Source organism: Humibacter sp. RRB41 (genome assembly GCF_022761015.1).
Lineage (GTDB): Bacteria > Actinomycetota > Actinomycetes > Actinomycetales > Microbacteriaceae > Humibacter.
In genome coordinates, this window is record NZ_JAKWJQ010000001.1 from 454220 (window position 1) to 472799 (window position 18580).

15 protein-coding genes are annotated in these 18580 nt (G+C 68.5%); 6 read left to right on the forward strand and 9 right to left on the reverse strand.

Going from position 1 to position 18580, the window contains the following annotated elements:
* Positions 1-25: 25 nt before the first annotated feature.
* The 7 genes from MJ603_RS02240 to MJ603_RS02270 all read right to left on the reverse strand — a co-directional run bounded on the left by MJ603_RS02240 (position 26) and on the right by MJ603_RS02270 (position 9323).
* Positions 26-877 (reverse strand): metallophosphoesterase, encoded by an 852-nt coding sequence (locus tag MJ603_RS02240; protein ID WP_243062034.1) that lies wholly within the window; start codon positions 875-877, stop codon positions 26-28.
* Positions 878-960: 83 nt separating this feature from the next.
* Positions 961-1734, reverse strand: a complete 774-nt coding sequence (locus tag MJ603_RS02245) for an SDR family NAD(P)-dependent oxidoreductase (RefSeq protein WP_243062035.1) — start codon at positions 1732-1734, stop codon at positions 961-963.
* 134 nt (positions 1735-1868) lie between these two features.
* Positions 1869-3764, reverse strand: coding sequence for a YhgE/Pip domain-containing protein (locus MJ603_RS02250; protein ID WP_243062036.1), 1896 nt, complete (start codon positions 3762-3764; stop codon positions 1869-1871).
* On the reverse strand, positions 3761-4597 hold the full coding sequence (locus tag MJ603_RS02255) for a hypothetical protein (protein WP_243062037.1): 837 nt from the start codon (positions 4595-4597) through the stop codon (positions 3761-3763). Before MJ603_RS02255 ends, MJ603_RS02250 begins: the two co-directional genes overlap by 4 nt.
* Positions 4594-5349 carry a TetR/AcrR family transcriptional regulator gene (locus MJ603_RS02260; protein ID WP_243062038.1) on the reverse strand — a complete coding sequence of 252 codons (756 nt, stop codon included), beginning with the start codon at positions 5347-5349 and terminating at the stop codon, positions 4594-4596. The genes MJ603_RS02255 and MJ603_RS02260 overlap by 4 nt, the downstream gene beginning before the upstream one ends.
* 55 nt (positions 5350-5404) lie before the next feature.
* Positions 5405-8194: a DUF4062 domain-containing protein gene (locus MJ603_RS02265; RefSeq protein ID WP_243062039.1), complete on the reverse strand. Its 2790-nt coding sequence runs from the start codon at positions 8192-8194 to the stop codon at positions 5405-5407.
* A gap of 139 nt (positions 8195-8333) precedes the next feature.
* Positions 8334-9323, reverse strand: coding sequence for a LysR family transcriptional regulator (locus MJ603_RS02270; protein ID WP_243062040.1), 990 nt, complete (start codon positions 9321-9323; stop codon positions 8334-8336).
* A gap of 70 nt (positions 9324-9393) precedes the next feature.
* Between MJ603_RS02270 and MJ603_RS02275 the strand changes: the two genes are divergently transcribed.
* Both MJ603_RS02275 and MJ603_RS02280 read left to right on the forward strand, forming a co-directional pair.
* The gene (locus tag MJ603_RS02275; RefSeq protein WP_243062041.1) at positions 9394-10539 is read left to right on the forward strand and encodes a YeiH family protein; all 1146 of its coding nucleotides are present in this window, start codon (positions 9394-9396) and stop codon (positions 10537-10539) included.
* A gap of 101 nt (positions 10540-10640) precedes the next feature.
* Positions 10641-11147, forward strand: coding sequence for a DUF3151 domain-containing protein (locus MJ603_RS02280; protein ID WP_243062042.1), 507 nt, complete (start codon positions 10641-10643; stop codon positions 11145-11147).
* 103 nt (positions 11148-11250) lie between these two features.
* On the opposite strand, the gene MJ603_RS02285 is transcribed toward MJ603_RS02280, so the two are convergent.
* Complete coding sequence (locus tag MJ603_RS02285) at positions 11251-11487, reverse strand: three-helix bundle dimerization domain-containing protein (protein ID WP_243062043.1); 237 nt, start codon at positions 11485-11487, stop codon at positions 11251-11253.
* Between the two features lie 372 nt (positions 11488-11859).
* Between MJ603_RS02285 and MJ603_RS02290 the strand changes: the two genes are divergently transcribed.
* From MJ603_RS02290 to MJ603_RS02300, 3 genes are all read left to right on the forward strand, one after another.
* Entirely contained in the window at positions 11860-13245 is a 1386-nt protein-coding gene (locus tag MJ603_RS02290; RefSeq protein ID WP_243062044.1) for an HNH endonuclease signature motif containing protein, read from the forward strand.
* Between the two features lie 110 nt (positions 13246-13355).
* On the forward strand, positions 13356-14330 hold the full coding sequence (locus MJ603_RS02295; protein WP_243062045.1) for a bifunctional 2-polyprenyl-6-hydroxyphenol methylase/3-demethylubiquinol 3-O-methyltransferase UbiG: 975 nt from the start codon (positions 13356-13358) through the stop codon (positions 14328-14330).
* A gap of 155 nt (positions 14331-14485) precedes the next feature.
* Positions 14486-15781 carry an adenylosuccinate synthase gene (locus MJ603_RS02300; protein WP_243062046.1) on the forward strand — a complete coding sequence of 432 codons (1296 nt, stop codon included), beginning with the start codon at positions 14486-14488 and terminating at the stop codon, positions 15779-15781.
* A gap of 30 nt (positions 15782-15811) precedes the next feature.
* Here the strand turns inward: MJ603_RS02300 and MJ603_RS02305 are convergent, their stop codons facing one another.
* Positions 15812-17071 carry a citrate/2-methylcitrate synthase gene (locus MJ603_RS02305; protein ID WP_243062047.1) on the reverse strand — a complete coding sequence of 420 codons (1260 nt, stop codon included), beginning with the start codon at positions 17069-17071 and terminating at the stop codon, positions 15812-15814.
* Positions 17072-17133: 62 nt separating this feature from the next.
* Here MJ603_RS02305 and MJ603_RS02310 point away from each other — a divergent pair, with 62 nt between their 5' ends.
* Positions 17134-18576 carry a citrate synthase gene (locus MJ603_RS02310; RefSeq protein WP_243062048.1) on the forward strand — a complete coding sequence of 481 codons (1443 nt, stop codon included), beginning with the start codon at positions 17134-17136 and terminating at the stop codon, positions 18574-18576.
* The last annotated feature ends 4 nt before the right edge of the window (positions 18577-18580 follow it).

The window sequence follows — 18580 nt, forward strand, 5'->3', positions numbered from 1 at the left end:
TTGTGACGTCGCAGGCTCCTCGGCCTCACGCCGGTGCCCCGAAGCCGTCGGCGATGCGGCGGATCTCGGCGGCGTCCAGCTCGAACACGAGCTCTCCGTCGCGCGGACTCGGCGCCGTCACGATCGACACCCTCGGCGAGCCGGATGCCGGCACATCGACGATCGCGAACCCCGCGCCGATCGTGGCGCGCTCCACGCCCGCCGGCGCGGTGACATCCGACGTGTTGGTCACGCCGGGGGCGACGACGATGGGGATGCCCCGTTCGAGCGCGACGAGCGGGTGGTGGTAGTGACCGCTCAGCACGAGCCGCACATCACTTCCCTCGAGCACGTTCAGCAGCGCGTGCGGATCGTCGAGCTCGAGCAGGTGCAGCAGCGGCGTGACGGCGGGCGTCGGCGGATGATGCAGCACCACGGTCGTGCCGAGCTCCGCACGCTCGGAGAGCACGCCGGAGAGCCAAGCCAGCTGCTCTGCCGAGATCGAGCCGTATGCGGCTCCGGGCACCGACGAATCGAGCACCACGATGCGGTGGCCGCCGAGCTCGATCACACGGCGACGGTCGCCGAGCACGTCGGTGAAGGCATCCGGCAGGTCGTGGTTGCCCATCGCGTAGACGACCTGGGCGCCTCGCTCGGCCGCCCAGGGTTCGACCAGGTCGCGCAGGCGACGGTATGCGGCGGGTGTGCCGTCTTCGCTGAGGTCCCCTGACAACACGACGACGTCGACGTGCTCGGTCTGAGATGCCCGCGCGAGCACCCGCTTCAGCGCCGCCGTGGTGTCGACGATGTCGTAGTGCAACGAGTCGTCGCCGAAGAGATGGGTGTCGCTGATGTGGAGCAGACGCAAGCGTGTGCTCGATTCGTGGGATGCCGTCACGCGGCCACACTATCGAGGACCCCGGTCAATCGGGCGGCGGCACCGCGAGCGCCATCCGGTGGTCGAGTAGCGCGCCGGATGTCCTACGGACCGAGCAGGGTCTTGAACGCGATGCGAGGGCCGGCGAGGCCTCCGCCGTCCACCGGCAGGGTGACGCCGGTGATCCAGGATGCCTCGTCCGACGCGAGGAACGCGATCGCCGCCGCGATGTCCGCCGGCTCGCCGACGCGACCGAGCGGGTAGAGCGCGATGAGGGCATCCGGGCTGTTCTGGGTGTCCCAGATGCGTGTACGCACCGTGCCGGGCGCGACCACGTTCACGCGCACGCCCAGTGGCCCGAGCGAGACGGCCAGGTTCTTCGCGACGAGCGTCAGGCCGGATTTGGCTGCAGCGTATGCGGGCTCGCCCCACGCCGCGATGCCGTTCACCGACCCCACCATGACGATGGCACCCCTGCTCTCGATGAGCGCCGCCCGGCAGGCACGGATGAGACGAACCGGCCCGTGCAGATTGAGGCTGACGATCTCGTTCCAGTACTCCTCGTCGAGTTCGTCATCGTTGCCGTGGTCGCCGCCGGCGACGCTCGCCAGCACGTCGATGCGTCCGAAGCGTTCGAGCGCGCCGGCGACGGCCGCGTCCACCGATGCAGCATCGAGTATGTCGCACGCGAACACCGCAGCCCGGGAGTCGGATGCCGCCGCGTCGACCCCGCGCTCGGCCAGCCTTCGCACAGCGGTCTCGGGCTCTCGGTCGAGCACGGCGACCCGCGCGCCCTCGTCGAGCATCCGCTCCACGGTGGCCCACCCGATTCCGTTGGCGCCGCCGCTGACGACGGCCACCCTGTCGTCGAATCTCATGCGCACACGCTAGCGCGGCGGCGTCTGCGACGACCGGTCGATCCGGTGGTCGAGCAGGGTGCCGGAAGCACGTGTATCGAGACACGCACGCGTCCTCGGTGCGCGCTACTCGACCAACGGGGACGCGGGAGACGTCACCCGATAAGGCTGGGCTGCAGGTCTCGCAGAGTGCGGCGGTGCGTCATCCGTACGACTCCGACCGCCGTCAAGGCCAGGGCGATCACCAGCCAGATGGCGAGGAAGCCCACGTCGCCCCACGCCAGCGACGAGCTTCCGCCGTACATCGTCTGTCGTATTCCGTCGACGGCATACGACATCGGCAGGGCGTGGTGCAGCACGGCGAGCGGAGCTGGCAGGGTCTGCCAGGGGAATGTGCCGCCGGCCGTGACGAGCTGCAGCACCATGAGCACGAGCCCGAGGAACTGCCCGACGCTGCCCAGCCACACGTTCAGCGCCAAGATGATCGACGCGAAGGTGACGGATGCCAGCGCCATGATTCCGAACGTGCCCAACGGGTTGCTCACGCCGAAGTGCAGTGCGCCCGCGACGATCGCGTAGAGCCCGATCATCTGAACGAGGCCGAGCAGTGCAGGCGTCAGCCATCCGGCCAGGGTCACGCGAAACGGCGACCGCAGCGCCGTGATGGCACGGCGCGACACCGGCTTCACGATGAGGAACAGGGCGTAGATGCCGATCCACGCCGACAGCGCGATGAAGAAGGGCGCGAGTCCTGCGCCGTAGGTTCCGGCGCTCGTGAGCTTGGAGTTGTCGAGCTTCACAGGGTCGGCGATGGTCTTCGCCTGCTTGGCGCGCAGCTCGGCCGTGCTGGCCGGAATCTGATTCACGCCGTTCTGGAGCCCGTCCTTGAGCTTCGAGGTGCCGTCGGCCAGAGTGCCGAGGCCGTCGCGCAGCGACGCGGCACCGGTGGCGACCTTCGCCGATCCATCGGCGAGTTGCGATGCCCCGGTCGCCGCCTGCTGGATGCCGCTGGTCAGAGCCGGTGCGGATGCCGCCAGCTGCGACGCTCCCGCCGCGACCTGCGCGGAGCCGCTCGACAGCTGATCGACCTGGCCGACCGCACTCTGCACCTGCGAGTTGCCGTCGGCCACCTTGGTGCCGAGCGTGTCGAGCTGGGCGAGGATCTGATTCTGTGTCGCCTGATCGACACCCTGCGCGTCCATGTAGTCGATGATCTGGGCGCGAACGGTCGGCACGGCATCCGCCGCCTGCTGCGCCAGCGACCCCGCCTGATCGGCGACGCCGGCCAACTGCTTGTTGCCGTCCGCCACCTGCTGAGCGCCAGACGCGAGCTGCGCGCTCTGTGAAGGAAGCGACGCCGTCTGCGACGCGAGGGTGTTCAGTCCGTCGCGCAGCGTCGCCGATCCGCTCGCCAGCTGCGAGGTGCCGTCGGCGAGGGTCGAAGCGCCTGTCTGCGCGGTCGTGGTTCCGTCGAGCAGCTGTCCTGCGGCATCCGTCGCCGTCGACAAGCTCGAGCGGATGTCCGACAAGGCAAGCAGGAACCGGCTCGCCGCCTCCTGGTTGACCTCCTGCACGATCGACGTGCGGATGGTCTCGGCCGCCTGCTGCCCGATAGTCGACGCCAGATAGCTGTTCGTGTCGTTGGTCGTCAGGGTGACGGTCGCGCGTTGCGGGGCATCCGTCGACGCACTCGCCAGCTGCTGGGAGAAGTCGCCGGGGAACGTGATGGCGAAGTCGTAGCGCTGGTCGTCGAGGCCCTTGCTCGCAGTCGAAGCAGAGACGACGTGCCAGTCGAACGTGCCGTCCTTCACGAGCTTCTCGGCGACCTTCTCGCCGTAGTTCACGGCCTTGTCGTTCGAGGAGGTGCCGTTGTCGGCCACGACGATCGCCGCCGGTATCTGGTCGAGCTTGCCGTACGGGTTCTGGTTCGCCCAGAGGTAGAGCGCGCCGTAGATGATCGGAACGCACATCAGCGCGAGGAGCGCGATCGTGGCCATGCGGCTGGCGGTGAGGCGGCGAAGTTCGGCCGCGATCATCTGGGGGACTTTCATTCGTCGCTCGATTCGGCTGTGTCGCTCGAGTCGGCGCGTGTCGCGTCGGGCTCGGGAAGAGTGAGGTCTTCCGTGTCGCCGGGATCGCCGGGATCGCCGGGATCGCCGGCATCCGGATGCTGTGCGCGGATCACCGGCACCGGCCGGGTGATCACGTCGGGAAGGTCGAGGAAAGAGGCGTCGGAGTCGTCGCGGCCGGGATCGTCGTCGGGGGCTGGGGCTTCCCACGGCGTCTCGAGGCGTTCGACGAGTGAGCGTGCTGCGATGGCCGCGGCGGACGCGTCGCCCGCGATGACGAGCACCGCGTAGCCCCGGGACGCGACGTCGAGCGCGATGTGCCACCAGACGTTCGGGTCGCCGCCGTGCCGGTCGGGTGCGGTGATGACGACGCCTCGCACGCCGTCGCGCAGCAGGGCGAGCTCGACGAGAAGGCGGATGCGTACGGTCGGCGAGACCTGTCCGATCGCGTCGCGTGCGTGGGAGTCGAAGCCGAGGGTTGCGAGCATCCGCTTCGTTGCACCGGGACCGGACGGCTTTCCGGCGAACATCAGCTCTTCAGAGGTGACGCCCGCGACCGTGACGTTCGGTGCAGGATCGCAGACGTCCGGAGCGTCGACGAGGGCGATGGAGCGGCGAATGACGCCGGAGTCCTCCTTGCCGTCGATCGCGACGGTGCCAGACCCTGGCTTCATGCGGCCGGAGGCGATGAGCCCGAGCACGCTCGGCCGCTGCTCGGTCTCAGCGCGGGCGAGAACCGCCTCGCCTGTGCCGTAGGCGAGCGAGACGGTGCCGAGCGCCGGCTGCTTGGACACACCGTTCAGGGTGATTCTCATCGCGTCGGCTCCTCGATCGTCGTGTCATCTGCCGCTCCGCCGTCGGACCCTCCGCTGTCGGACCCTCCATCGTTGACGACGGATGCCGTTCCCGATGCGGATGCCACGCGGTACGCCAACTCCGGCGTGGCGGCCACCAGCTCGTTCGCCTCTCGCCAGCCGAGCCCCGCGACGCTCAGCGCCGCGACCATCACCAGCGCGTGCCCGGCTCGGTCGTCCAGACCATCGTGCGTGGCCTCGGTGAGCACGTCGAGCGCGACGCCCTCGATCAGCCGGGCGAGCCGGTCGGGGGCGATGTCTCGGCGCAGCACGCCGTCGCGCACTCCGCGCCGCACTGTCGCGCGCAGCTTGGCCCGCGCGGGTTCGAGTGCCTCGGCGACGAGCCGCATGTGCGGGCCGCGCACCGCGAATTCGGCAGTCACGCTCGCGTGCTGCACCTGAAGCCAGAGGGTCGCGCCGTAGAGGGCGATCTCGATGCGGGCATCCGTGTGCTGGATCGGCAGAATGGATGCCCCGATGCGCGCCGCCCCCTGCGTGAGCACCTCGCGCACGAGGTCGTCGCGCGTGGCGAAGTGTCCGTAGACCGCGCGGCGGGTCAGCCCTGCCTCCGCCGCGATCGTCTCGAGCGAGCCGTCGATATCGCGGTTCAGCACGCGGATCGCGGCCTCGATGAGCGCCGTCCTGTTCTCGGCGGCATCCCTGCGAGGGGCGCGGGCGCGCGCCGGCGACGGTGTCTCGGTGATCGTTGGCATGAGTTCATCATACTAACTTGCACACGAGTGTGCACAATCGTGTCGATGGTCTCAGCTACTTACCGGCCAGCGCGGCCGCGGCCTGCTCCTGCTTGTCGGGTGGCAGGGCGAAGCGCATGACGTCCGACGCCCGCATGCGCCCGCCCCGTTCCTCCGCACCACGCATCAGCTCGGGGAACGCCTTTCGCAGCGGCTCGAGGTACTTCTGGTGATAGACGAACAACGGAGTGTCGTACATGCCCGACTTCTTGCGCATCTCCTGCGCCGCACCGGCCAGGATGCCCGCCCGCTCGGCCTGCCCGCGCACGGCGGCGATCGCGCACAGCCCTTCGATGCCGTATGCCGCACCCTCCAGGTGTCCGAGGGTTGCCGAAACGTACGCGGCGTCCACGAATGCTGGCTCGGCCTCGTCGAGCCGATTCTGGAAAAGCAGAAGACGGGCCATGTGGTGCTCGGTGATGGTGATCGCGAACGCGTCGCGAGTGCGCTGCGACACCTCGGCACCGTGTCGGTAGTGCTCGAGCGCCGCGTCATTGTCGCCCTCGACCATGTCGATACGGCCCATCGTGACCCACGCGACGGCCTCACCCCACCCGTCGCCGAGACGCTGGAAGATCTCGATCGCCTTGGTGAGCTCCGCCCGCGCTTCGACTCGGTCCGCTCCGGGGATCTGCGCGCGCGTCATCGCCGTGGTGCCGAGCACGACGGCCGTCCCGTCATCGTCGCCAAGGGACTCGAAGACACGGCGCACCTCCTCCAGCCCGTCCGCCACCTCCTGCGTCGGGCCCTGCCACATGCCCATCCAGAGAACATAGAACCGGGCGATCGCCCTCGCCCGCTCCGAGATCGCTGCGCCGGAGTCGAGCAGTTCCTTCATCCAGATGCGCACCTCGCCGAAGAATCCCCCGATCCACCAGAAGACGAGCAGGTTCCAGGCGAAGTCGGCCGCACTGTCGTGCTCGCCCTGGTACACGAGATGCCGAACCGCCGCCCGCAAGTTGGAGCGCTCGCGTTCGAGCCTGGCAAGGGCATCCACTTGGCCGGCGCCCTTGAGCTCTGGCCCGAGCCGCATCGCCAGTTGCAGGTAGTACCTGGCATGCGCGTCGCGCATGGCGGTCTCCTGGCCGGTCTCCCTGAGCTTCTCCAGCGCGTACTCGCGCACCGTGACGAGCATCGAGTACGACGGATGCCCCTCCACCTCGTGCTGTCTCACCAGCGAGTTGTCGACGAGTGCGTCGAGTCCCGCCAGTTCCGTGCCTCCCCACGACCGCTCGGCGCCGAGCGCTTCGATCGCTTCGAGCGTGAACTGCAGCGAGAACACCGACAGGTCGAACAGCAGTGCGCGCTCGCGTTCGCCGAGCAGGTTCGCGCTCCACTCGATGGTGCTGCGGAGCGTGCGTTGGCGTTCGGGCAGGTCCCTGGATGCCCCCACCAGCAGCGGGAGCGTCTTGTCCAGCCGCTCGAGCATTCCCTGTGGCGTCAGCACACGCATCCGTGCCGCGGCGAGCTCGATCGCGAGCGGGAGGCCCTGCAGCGTTGCGCAGATGCGGGCGACGGTCTCGGCATTCGACGCATCGAGCGTGAAGTCCGGACGCACAGCGGATGCCCGCGCCGCGAAGAGCTGCACGGACCCCGCCATCCGTGCCTCGTCGAAGCTCGCGTCGTCGTCGACCACGCCGAGTCCCTCGACGTCGTAGACGCGCTCGCCGCGAACTCTGAGCACGGTTCGGCTCGTCACGAGGAACTGGGCAGACGGCGCGATGGCGTACAGCTTCACCAGCGTGGGACCCGCTTCGATGATCTGCTCGAAGTTGTCGAGCGCGATGAGCACCCGTTTGTCCGCGAGCGCGATGCCCAGCCGCTGCTCGAGGGACACTTCCCCCGTGTCACGCACACCGAGTGCGTAGGCGATCGTGGGCAGCAGAAGCCTGGGCTCGAGCACGTTCTCGAGTGGCACGAAATAGCCGCCGTCGGCGAAGTCGTGCTTGGCGCGGTCGAGCACCTCCAGCGCCAGCCGGCTCTTGCCGACGCCTCCCGGTCCGACGAGCGTGATGACCCGGTGGGAGCCGTCGCGCAGCAGATCGACGACGTCCGCCACCTCGTGGTCGCGTCCGATGAGCGGCGAGTACGTGGGCGGAATCGGACGAGCCGCGTTGAGCGGCGCGGGGTCGAGCATCGGCGGTTCGGGCGGCGCGAGTTCGGGCGGCGCGAGTTCGGGCGGCGCGAGTTCGGACATCGCCACCGGGGCCGTGCCTGGCGTGCGGCGAGCACGCGGTTCGGGCTTCATCGCCGGCGCTGGTTCTGGCGGGAGGTGATCGCCCGGTTCGCGCTTCCCTTCGCCGTGCCGTGCGGGACGCTCGGTCCGGCTATCGTCGAAGCGCTCGGCCAGGAGCGTCGCCAGGTCGGATGCGACCAGTTCGCTGAGCTGCCTGTCGGTCGCGAACGAGATGTACGAGACACTGTCGTCGGACCGGATGCGGTCGATCAGCTGCCGCAGGCGTTCGTCACGCTTCTCGGACGCCTTGATGTAGATGAGCTTGGGCATGCGAGGGTCGGCGAGGTTGTACTCGTCCTCGAGTCCCGAGACGGTTTCGCCGGGTGCGACCCAGCCGTAGCTCTCCCAGTAGATGCCGACGAACACGTCGCTCTGATCGAGATAGGCCCGGTAGAGGGAACGTGGCGGATGCGGCCGCGCACCGAGCTCGAACATCACCGGCGCGAGCCGAAGTCGCCCGATCGCGGTGCGCACTGCCTTGCGCTCGGACTCCAGCTCGCGGAGCGTCGAGCTCACGAAGACTCGCAGCCGTTGGTCGGGTGTGCGGATGGCTCCTCGCTCGGTCGCCATGATTCATTATGAGACCTGAGGATCTCTCAGACAAAGGATCCGATCGCGCGCCCGACGCATCGAAGGCGCCGTCTCGTTGCCGTCTCGTTGCGGTTTTGGCGCCGTTTTGGCGTCGTGTCGGTCTCGTCTCGGTGTCGTGTCAGCTGATCGGCAGGCGCCCGGCGATCGCGACGAGGTCGGCCGCGGCGGGGTGCAGCGCCGCGGCATCCGTCCAGACCGCGTGGATGGTGCGCACAAGTTCGAGGCGGCTGGTCGGCGCCACCACGAGCTCCCCACTGCTCACCGCGGATGCGACGGCGAGCTCGCTCAGCACCGCCGCTCCGGCGCCGCTCGCCACCGCGACCCGCACGGCCGCGTTGCTCGCCAGCTCGAGTGCGGGAGCGGCACGGGGATGCCCGTGAAGCGCGTCGTCCAGGGTGGTGCGGGTGCCGGAGCCCGGCTCCCGCACCACCAGTGATGCGGCAGCGAGTTCGTCGGGTCCGATCGGGGTGTGCCGTGTCGCCCACGGATGGTCGGGCGCCACGACCACGACGAGGCGATCGTTGGCGACGGCTCTGTACCTCAGAGCACGCGGCAGTCTCGGAGTCTCGACGAATCCCACGTCGACGCGACCCGCCTGCACGAGTTCGAAGACCTCCGACGAGTTCTCGACGACCAGTCCGACGTCGAGCGTCGGGCGTTCACGTCGCAGCCGGGTGAGCCATCGCGGAATGAGATGCTCAGCCACCGTGAGGCTGGCGGCGACGGTGAGGTGGGAGTTCTGCTCGCGACGCAGGGCATCGACCCCGGTGCGAAGCCGGGCGGCGGCATCCAGGACGGCGACGGCCCAGTCGACGACGACATCGCCGTCGGACGTGAGCCGGGATCCGCGCGGCGACCGCTCGATGAGGCGCACGCCGAGGCTCGTCTCCCATGCGGCGATCGCTCTGGATGCGTTCGGCTGCGCCATGCCGACCGCCCGCGCCCCCGCGCTCAGGCTCCCGTGCTCGGACACCGCGACGAGCAGCTCGAGCACGGCGAGATCCGGCCACCGGTCGCCACGGCGGACGCCACGGCGGACGGCATCGGAGGGTGAGGCAGGCGAGTCAGGCGGGGTAGGCGAGGCAGGCGAGGTAGGCGGGGCAGGCATATCAGAATGATATGTCGTCATGCGCAACAGGCGTCTACTGCTTGAGGCCGCGACCGATGAGCCTTGGATGATGACCAGTACCTCGCCCGTCCCTGTGACGACGCCAGAAGACACCGGCGGCCCTCGGTCGTCCGCGCACGTTGCGGGACGCGATCCGTCTCCCGCGTCGCCGTACATCGGCCGGATGCCCGCGCGCCGGATGCTCGTCGGTCTGACGCCGGCACGCTTCTGGCACGGAACCCTCCGGGTGGCGCCGGGCCTCGCGCTGTGTGCGGTGGCGGTCGGAATCGCGCTGGTCGTCGCATCCGTCGTCCCGGTGCTGAGCGCGACGCTCGTGGCGATCATTCTCGGCGTGCTCGTGCGCAATACGCTGCCCGTGCCGTCGGTGTTGGAGGCTGGGCTCGCGTTCGCCGCGAAGAAGCTGCTACGGCTCGGCATCGTGCTGCTCGGACTGCAGCTGGTGCTGGGCGACATCCTCGGGCTCGGGTGGGGTGTCATCCTCCTGGTCGTCGCGGTGGTCGGCATCGGATTCGGCGGCACACTGCTCATCGGCAGCTGGCTCGGCGTTCCGTATACGCAGCGCATCCTGATCGCCGGTGGCTTCTCCATCTGCGGCGCGGCGGCGGTGGCCGCGGTCGACGGCGTGATCCAGACGGACAAGGACGAAGAGGTCGTCACCGCCGTCGCTCTCGTCGTGGTGTTCGGCACGCTGATGATCCCGTTCATTCCGTTCGTCAGTTCGCTCCTCGGCTTCTCGACTGCGCAGGCGGGGTTGTGGGCTGGTGCGTCGACACACGAGGTCGCACAGGTCGTGGCGGCCGGCGGCATCATCGGCGGCGGCGCGCTCGCCGTTGCCGTCGTGGTCAAGCTTGCGCGGGTGCTGCTCCTCGCCCCCGTGATGGCGGTGGTCGGGGTCGCGCATCGTCGTCGGGCAGGGACGGATGCCACAGGCAAGCGCCCGCCGATCGTCCCTCTGTTCGTGCTCGCCTTCGTCGTCATGGTGGTGTTGCGATCGGTGGGGGTCGTGCCCGAGCCGGTGCTCGACGTCGCGAAGACGGCGCAGGGTGCGCTGCTGGCGGCGGCGATGTTCGCGCTGGGAGCGGGGGTGAACATCCGCAAGCTGGTGAAGGTGGGCGGACGTCCACTGCTGCTGGCGCTCCTGGCGACGCTGCTCGTAGCGACCATCGGGTTCGTGGGCGCGCTGCTGCTGCGGTGAGGCTCGGGCGAGCGACGCGTGTGGATACCCGACAAGTCACGGTTCAGGGGACTGTGCGGTTGCCTCCAGATGCTCCTCAGTGCGCTGACTACCATGGCGTTATGACCGCCGACAGCCTGCTCCCCGAGCCGGAGCATCAGCCAGAAACCCGCCTCGACGCCGAGCGGAACGTGGTCATCGAACTCCTCGATGCCGGAGGAGAGACCACGGTTCTGAAGCTCGTCGTCGCTCGGTATCCGCGCTCCAGTCTCGCGTGGGCGAAACTCTCCGACGCGACCTTCGACCCGGATTCGCCGCTCGAGTCCTACGCCTACGCCCGCGTCGGCTATCACCGCGGACTTGACGCGCTGCGCGCCGCCGGCTGGAAGGGCAGCGGGGCCATCCCGTGGTCGCACGAGCCGAACCGCGGCGTCCTTCGTTCCCTGTACGCACTGCGCAGGGCAGCGGATGCCATCGGCGAGGCCGACGAGGTCACTCGCCTCACCGAGTTCCTCACTGTTGCCGACCCCACGGCCGCAGCCGAGATCGAGGCTTCACGTACAGCGCCGATTCCGGTGCACAACCCGACACCGCCGACCGAGTCGATCGTCATCCGCGGCGAGGACTGAGGGCGTCGCCGCCAGCGGGCACCGAGCGTCCGCACGGCGGATGCCCGCCGACCGGATCGGGTGCTTGCATTCCGCATCGCATCGCGCCAGCTCTCGCGCCTACCTAGCCCCGGTCGCTTGAGCCCTTGGCCCTACCGGTCTTCAGGTCCTGCTTGACGGCATGCTCGACGAGCACCGGGATGTAGTCGCGCAACTTAGCCTGCTGCAGGTGCTCGTACTCGGCCTGCACCAGCTCGCGAATATAGCTCTGATCGAGCTCAGGATGCTTTGCGATGAGACGCTCGGCGACTCCGCCAACGGCCTGTTGCTCGGCTTCGTGCTTGTCTCTCGCCTCTGGCATGCGCACAGTCTTCGCGATGCGCCACTTCACGTCAATGCGTTCGCATCGTCGGGCGTTTCGTAAGTACGAGCATCCGTGCGGGGTATCCGTGCGGGGTATCCACACCTAACCGCTCCAAGCGGTGCTGGTGTCGGTGTCGGTCGCGGTGTCGGAGTCCGTGTCTCGCAGACGGCGATAGCAGGGCGAGGAGGCGCCCGGCCCGATGCTGATGGGTGTGCCTCACGAGGAAAGAGATAATCGAACATAGCTATCAATATAGATCATCAAATGCCCTGACGACCGTCCACGATGGATCTGTGGATGAAAGGGAAATTGTCCACAGATCGAAGACATCTCCTAGACTGTGTCGATCGTGTCCGGTAGGGTCGAAGCATGAAACGTCTCCTGGACGCGGTGCAGTCGGCGCTGGATGCGCTGCGTACCGCGTCGGGTGATCGTGACGCTGTTGGGCTCGCGCCCGCCGAATTGGTTGCGGTCAACAAAGCGCTTGGCGTGCTGCGGCGCTCGGTGGATGCGGCGACGTTGCCGGTGGCGGCGGAGATCGCTCGGCAGTCGCGACCCGAGCTGGGCAGGGAGTCGCTCGCGAAACAACAGGGATTCAGCACGGCAGGCAAGATGATCTCGACCACAACGGGCACAAGCGTCGGCGAGGCGCTCCGTCTCGTGGCAGTCGGCGAGGCGACCGCGCCCCGCATGCTCTTGAGCGGTGAAGCGGCGCCGGCGAAGCACCCGCACGTAGCGAAGGCCGTTGGGGATGGTGCGATCGGCACGCTGGCTGCATCGGCGATCATCGGGATGCTGGACCGCGTGGCCTTGCGCGCAGACCGTGACGCGGTGGAGGCGATGGAGAGCCAGCTGGTGCAGTCGGCACCTGGGCTGAGCGCGGAGCAGTTGCGCGTGCTGATCGCCCGCGGTGAGGCGCTGCTGGACCCCGACGGTGTGCAGCCGAGGGAGGAAGAGCTGCGTGCTCAGCGCGGGTTGACGATCCGACAAGAGGCGTCGGGTGCGATCGCACTGATCGGCCGCTTCGATCCGGCCACCGGTGCCCCGATCGTCGCAGCAGTGGAAGGAATGGTCACCGGGATGCTGCGACGCCACGATGACGGCACCAGCGTGGCCGAGACGGATGAGCGCACCATCACGCAGATGCGTGCCGATGCGTTGAGTGAGCTGTGTCGGCACGGCGTGGGCTGCCAGGGCGTGCCCACGGCGCCGTCCACCACGATCGTGGTCCGGATGAACCTGACCGATCTTCAAGACGGCGTCGGGATCGGCGCCATCGACGGCATCGCACAACCGGTATCCGCCGCAACGGTGCGACAGATGGCAGTCGATGCCCGCATCATCCCGTGCGTGTTGGGCGGCGACAGCGAAATCCTCGACTGGGGACGCGGGAAGCGCATCTTCACCCCAGCGCAGAAGCTCGCCCTGGCCGAACGCGATGGTGGATGCGCGTTCTGCGGTCTCCCGCCAGGCATGACCGCTGCGCATCACCTCAGATGGTGGGCCCGTGACACCGGGCCCACCGATATCAGCAACGGCATCCTGCTCTGCACCAACTGCCATCACCGCATCCACGATGACGGCTGGGAGATCCGTATCGACAATCCGAGCCCAGGAACGCTCACTCAGCGACGCCAACGAGACGGCACTGATCTTTACACGAAGGTACGAGTCTGGTTCATACCACCCGCGTGGATCGACTGCTCTCGCACACCGCGACTCGGCGGGCGTGCCCGCTATGACCTGACCGCATGATGCTCACCCTGACGCGTCCGGCCACCGCATCCCTCACCAGGTCGTCTTCGCCCCCACGCCTGGTCGCCGTCGCCCGAATCGGAGCAAACCTGCCCGGTAGCGTGGCTGGAATGGCGACGGACTGGGCAGGAATGGCATCGGCCTACGATGCATCGTTTGCGAGGCTATGCGAAGGGACGATTCCATTCATCGTCGAGGCCGCAGGGGGCGTACCGAGACGCAGAAGGGTCGCCGACGGTGAAGGTGCAACTACCTACGACGGCAAAGGTGCAGCAACCCCCGACGACAGGGGTGCAGCAACCCCCGACGACAGAGGTGCAGCGGCCCCCGACGGCGAAGGTGCAGCGGCCCCCGACGGCGAAGGTGCAGCTACCAGCGACGGCGGAACCGGAGGGGCCGGGGTCCTCGACACCGGGACGGCAGCGGCTCTCGACGTCGGAACAGGGACCGGAACCGTCGCCGCAGCACTCGGCGCTGCGGGATTCGACGCCATCGGCGTCGATGCCGACGATGGCATGGTCGACTTCGCGTCGAAAGCGCATCCCGGACTGACGTTTCTCGTCGGGGCACTCCCCGGCCTTCCTTTCCAGGGCGGCGAGTTCGATGTCGTGGCCGCGAACTTCGTCGTGAACCACACGCTCAGACCGCGTCTGGCGGTACGGGAGCTGGCGCGAGTCGCCAAGCACGGCGGCCTCGTGATCGCCACCATCTGGCCGTCATCACCGGTCAGCCCGCTGAATCAGCTGTGGAACGACGTGATGCGTGATTCGCGCGCGGTTCCGCTGACGGGCACGCGGCTGCCGCCGGAGGACGACTTCGAACGCAGCGCGAGCGGATTCGGCGCGTTGTTCTCGGACGCGAGGCTCGCGGACGTGCGAGTCGAAGAGGTCTCGTGGGACTTCGTCATCAGCCCCGGGGATCTCTGGGTCGCCGTCGAGGCAGGCATCGCGACCATCGGTGCGAACTACAGACACCAGAGCGAGGCCGGTCGACAAGCGATGCGGGCGGCCTACGAGGACCTCACGAAGGGAGGTGGGCTCACGCTTCCGTCGACCGCACTGATTGCCGTTGGCCGCGCCGTGTGAGATAGCTCGCGTTGACGGAGCGCGCGTCGACTGCGCCGGCACTACCCCATGAGAGACCGCCGTCGGCACCGCCCGATGAACGACCGTCGCCGGCACTCCGATAGAATCAGGTGGACATGTTGCCCCCGACCGGCGCAGTCCGGAGGGGAACGGAAATGCCCGCAAGTGTCATCGTCGGTGCCCAGTGGGGCGACGAAGGTAAAGGCAAGGCCACCGACCTCTTGGGCGGTCGCATCGACTACGTCGTGAAGTTCAACGGCGGCAACAATGCAGGCCACACCGTGGTCGTCGGCGACGAGAAGTACGCTCTGCACCTTCTGCCGTCGGGCATCCTGACCGAGGGCGTCACGCCGGTGATCGGCAATGGAGTGGTCGTCGATCTCGAGGTGCTGTTCGAGGAACTCGACGGACTCGTCGCGCGCGGCGTCGACGTGTCGCGACTTCTCGTCTCGTCGAATGCGCACATCATCACGCAGTATCACCGCACGATGGACAAGGTGACCGAGCGCTTTCTCGGCAAGCGTCAGATCGGCACGACCGGCCGCGGCATCGGACCGACGTACGCCGACAAGATCAACCGGGTGGGCATCCGCATTCAGGATCTGTTCGACGAGGGCATCCTGCGCCAGAAGGTCGAGGGCGCTCTCGACCAGAAGAACCACCTGCTCGTCAAGGTCTACAACCGCCGCGCGATCACCGTAGACGAGATCGTCGACGAGCTGCTCTCGTACGCCGAGCGCGTGCGCCCCATGGTCGCCGACACGTCGCTGCTGCTCAACAACGCTCTCGACGAGGGCAAGCAGGTGCTGTTCGAGGCCGGGCAGGCGACGATGCTGGATGTCGATCACGGCACCTACCCGTTCGTCACTTCCTCCTCGTCGACGGCCGGTGGCGCCGCGACGGGTTCCGGAGTGGGTCCGAACCGTATCGACCGCGTCATCGCGATCATCAAGGCGTACACGACCCGTGTCGGCGCCGGCCCGTTCCCAACGGAGTTGGACGACGAGCAGGGCGAGTGGCTGCGACAGCGCGGCGCCGAGTTCGGCACGACTACCGGACGCCCACGCCGCACAGGCTGGTACGACGCTCCGATCGCTCGCTACGCGACCCGCGTGAACGGCGTCACCGATTTCGTGCTCACCAAGCTCGACACTCTGACCGGGCTCGAGCGCATTCCCGTCTGCGTCGCTTACGACGTCGACGGCGTGCGATTCGACGAGGTGCCGTCATCGCAGTCGGACTTCCACCACGCGGTTCCGATCTACGAGGAATTCCCTGGGTGGGGCGAAGACATCCAGGGCGCGCGCTCGTTCGAGGACCTGCCGGTCAACGCGCAGGAGTACGTGCTGGCGCTCGAGCGGATGTCCGGAGCCCGGTTCTCGGCGATCGGCGTCGGCCCCGCGCGCGATGCGATCGTCGTGCGCCACGACCTGCTGCCGGTGGTGGGTTAGCTCTCACTGCCAGCGGTGGCGGGTTAGTGCTCAGCTGCCCACGTACCGCGACGACGGCCGGATGATCTTCGGATCGCGCGCCTGCTCCAGCACATGAGCACTCCAGCCGACGACGCGTGCCATGGCGAATGTCGGCGTGAACATCTCGCGCGGAATCCCACACTGCTCGAGCACCACCGCGGCGTAGAACTCGACGTTCGTGTGCAGGTCGCGTCCCGGCTTGTACTCGTTCAGCAGCCGCTCCGCGGACTGCTCGTACTCGACCGCGAGCCCCACCCTCGGCCCGCCGAAGTCGAGAGCCACCTGCTTCAGCAGGCGCGAGCGCGGGTCGACGGTGCGGTAGACCGCGTGACCGAAGCCCATCAGCCGTCGGCCGGCGGACAGCTCGCCCCGGATGAATCGCTCGACGCGATCGCCGTCGCCTTCGAGTGAATCGGTGTCGACGGCACCCGATGAATCGATGCCGACAGCTTTCGGCAAATCGGTGCCGACAGCTTTCGGTAAATCGGTGCCGACGGCATTCGACGAGCCGGCGGCGACGGCATCCAGCGCGTCAAGGGCACGGCTCGGCGCACCCCCGTGCAACGGGCCGGACAGCGCGCCGAGCCCACCGACGATGCAGGACTCCATATCGGCACCCGTCGACGCGATCACCCTGGCGGTGAACGTCGACGCGTTGAAGCCGTGGTCGAGCGTCGCGATCAGGTAGGCGCTGAGGGCGCCCACGGCACGGGCATCCGGCTCGCGACCCGTCACCTGGAACAGATAGTTCGCGACCACGCCGAGATCAGGGCGTGGCGACCCGACGACGGGCTCGAGTCCGACCCTCGCCCGATGGAACGCCGCCAGGATGCCCGGCGCGGCCGCCGCCACCGCGAGGGCCTCTTCCACGCGCTCGTCCTCATTCAGGTCGTAGATCGGCCGGGCTCCTCTCGACGCGGCCAGTACCGGCAGCGTCGCCTGCAGCCCGCGGAGAGGATCGAGGATGCTGTGGGCCGCGTCGCGAGGACCCGTCACCGAGGCGACGAACTCCCGCACCGACGGCGGCAGCTGCTGCAGGGACGCGACGCGCGCTCGGAAGATGCCGCCGGCATCCGCGTCGGGCAACGTGCCGAGCACGAGAAGATGCCAGGCGTCCTCGAAGCGTCCGGCACGGGCGAGCTCGATCGCATCGTGGCCTCGGTAGTGGTACCGGCCTTCGGCGCCGAGCACGTCGCCGATCGACGTCTCCGCCACGACGACGCCCTTCAGGCCAGGAGGCGCTTCGAGCAGTGGACTGATGGTGGTCATGATCTCAGGGTGAGACTTGATCACCGGTTCGTCAATGTTGATCCAATCAATATGATGAGGACATGGATGCCGCGCTTCCCCGACTCACGGTCGCCCAGGCCGCCGCTCGGCTCGGTGTGAAACAGCAGACCCTGTACGCCTACGTGTCTCGCGGGCTGCTCGAACGACAGCGAAATGCCAACGGCTCCACCTTCGACCCGCTCGACATCGAGGCCTTCGCGAGCGGCCGTCGGGCGCACACCGCACCACGACCAGACTGGCAGTTCGCGCAAGATGCGCAGGGTGCACAGGGTGCGCCGCTCATGGTGCTCGACACCGACATCGCGCTCATCGAGGACGACGAGCTGTACTTTCGCGGGATTCCGGCTCGGCGGTTGGCGACATCCGCCTCGTTCGAGGGCGTCGCGCGATGGTTGTGGAGCGGGGTGGACAGCGATGGCGTCGCGCAGCGGGTGTTGGATGGCACGGGCGGGGATGGCACGGCCGGTGATGGCAGGGGCGGTGACGGCAGGGGCGGTGACGGCGTCACGTCGTCGGACACCACCGGCCCGATCGGTGGTGTCGCAGGGGTCGCCGACCCGTTCGTCGCCGATCCTGATGCCGTCGAAGCCGCCGGCGCAGCGCTCGCGTCTCTGCCATCGGCGGCGACGCATCTCGACCGCATCCAGGCATCCGTTCCCCTGCTCGGCGCGGCGGATGCCACCCGTCACGACCTCGATCCCAACGCCGTGCGCGCGGCGGGCGCCCGGCTGATCGCCGGCGTCGTCGACGTTCTCGGCGGCGGCGGAGGGAGTGGCGGAGGAGAAGGAGAAAGAGAAGGCGGCGGAGGGGGCCGAGGAAAAAGTGTGAGGGTCGGCACACAGCCCCCATCGATCGCCGAGCGGCTGTGGAGCGCACTCAGCGACAGGCATTCCCAGCCTTCGGAGCTCGCAGCCCTGAACGCCGCGCTCGTGCTGCTCGCCGACCATGACCTCGCCGTGTCCACGCTCGCGGTGCGAGCGGCGGCCAGCGCTCGTGCCACTCCCTACGCCGCGGTGTCGAGCGGACTCGGTGCCCTCGACTCCGCACTGCACGGGAATGCGAGCGGGGCGGCATCCGAGCTGATTGGCCTCGTGCTCGACGGCACGGACGCCCGCACCGCCGTCGCGCAGACCGTCGCCCGCACCGGCCGCGCGGCCCCTGGCTTCGGCCAGCCGCTCTACGTGCAGATGGATGCCCGTGCCCGCGTGCTCCTGCCGATGGTCGCTGCGCTGCCAGGCGGACCGCCCGTCATCGCAGCGGTCGACCGGCTCGCGGCGGAGGTGGCGGCGCACACCGGCAGGCATCCGAACGTCGATCTTGCGCTCGCCGCGCTGACGCTCGCCACCGGCATGCCGTCCAATGCCGGAGTCGCGATCTTCGCGGTGTCGCGCATGGCCGGCTGGATCGCGCACGCGCTCGACGAGTACACCCGTCGTCCTCTGCGGTTGCGGCCGCGCGGCCGCTACATCGGGCCACTGCCCTGAGCCG